This is a genomic window from Vibrio sp. 10N.247.311.14 (assembly GCF_041467715.1).
Classification (GTDB): Bacteria; Pseudomonadota; Gammaproteobacteria; order Enterobacterales; family Vibrionaceae; genus Vibrio; species Vibrio crassostreae_C.
In genome coordinates this window covers 1-1,089 of the sequence record NZ_JBFSVE010000119.1, presented here as the reverse complement: position 1 = coordinate 1,089, position 1,089 = coordinate 1, and the positions used below count along the sequence as shown (strand labels likewise).

Below are 1,089 nucleotides of genomic sequence, written 5' to 3'. Positions count from 1 at the left end.
ACGACAGCTATCGTTGTATGAATCTCAAATTTATGGGTGGCGTAAAGCCGTCAAAAAAGATGCGAAAATCAGCGATAGAGAAAGGGAGCTCGCCACTGAAAATGCCAAACTCAAACGGTTATTGGCTGAGCAAGCTGAAGAGCTAGATATCGTAAAAAAGGCCGCCACCTACTTCGCGAAAAATCTAAAGTAGATTGCTATGAGTTTATGCTCGAACACCTGATGCAATATAGGATTGTCCGTATGGCTAAGGTGTTTGAGGTTTCTCGAAGTGGGTTTTATTATTGGATTGATAATCGCCATAAAGTCACTCAACGCAACGAGCACCGAAAGCAGCTTGATATCAAAGTTCGAGAAGTCTTTGATGATAAAAAGGAACGCGACGGTGCAAGGCGTATTCAAAAAGAACTAGAGGCAAATGGTAATAAGCACGATGTAAAAACCATTGCCGCGAGCATGAAGCGCCAGAGCTTAGTCGCGAAGGCCGCCCGTAAGTTCAAATGTACGACAGACAGCAAGCATAGGCTTCCTGTTGCCCCGAACTTGCTTGAGCAAGATTTTAATGCAACAGCACCGAACCAAAAATGGGCTGGAGATATTACCTATCTAGCGACAAGCGAAGGTTGGATGTATTTAGCGGTTGTTATCGACTTGTACTCACGGCAAGTCGTTGGTTGGTCAATGAGCACCAGAATGACCGCGACTCTGGTCTGTGATGCGCTATCAATGGCATTGTTCCGTAGAGGCATGCCCGAAGGGGTGATTATCCATAGTGATAGAGGTAGTCAATATTGTTCAAAAGACTACAGATACTTAATCTCAGCCCATAATTTAAAACAAAGTATGAGTAGGAAGGGAAATTGCTGGGATAACGCCTGTGTTGAAAGCTTTTTCCATTCAATGAAAGTAGAAGCCGTCCAATACGAGCCGATAATGACGCGAGAAGAGATGCGCCAAGCACTTTTTGAATATATCGAAGTTGATTATAATCGAACAAGAAGGCACAGTGCTCTTGGGTATCTAAGCCCAGTTAACTTTGAAAAACAATATGTCGCTTAATGCGGTGTCCAGTCTAACTGGAGCAGATCA

The 1,089-nt window shown here is 43.7% G+C and carries 1 protein-coding gene; it reads left to right on the top strand.

Annotated features, from left to right (window positions below; all coding sequences use genetic code 11):
* A protein-coding gene (locus tag AB6F11_RS21670; protein ID WP_102398650.1) for an IS3 family transposase occupies window positions 1-1,059 on the top strand; the annotation gives its coding sequence in 2 pieces (ribosomal slippage) (window positions 1-152 and window positions 152-1,059; 1,060 coding nt annotated over the 2 pieces). This gene is flagged as partial in the annotation.
* Window positions 1,060-1,089 lie beyond the last annotated feature (30 nt).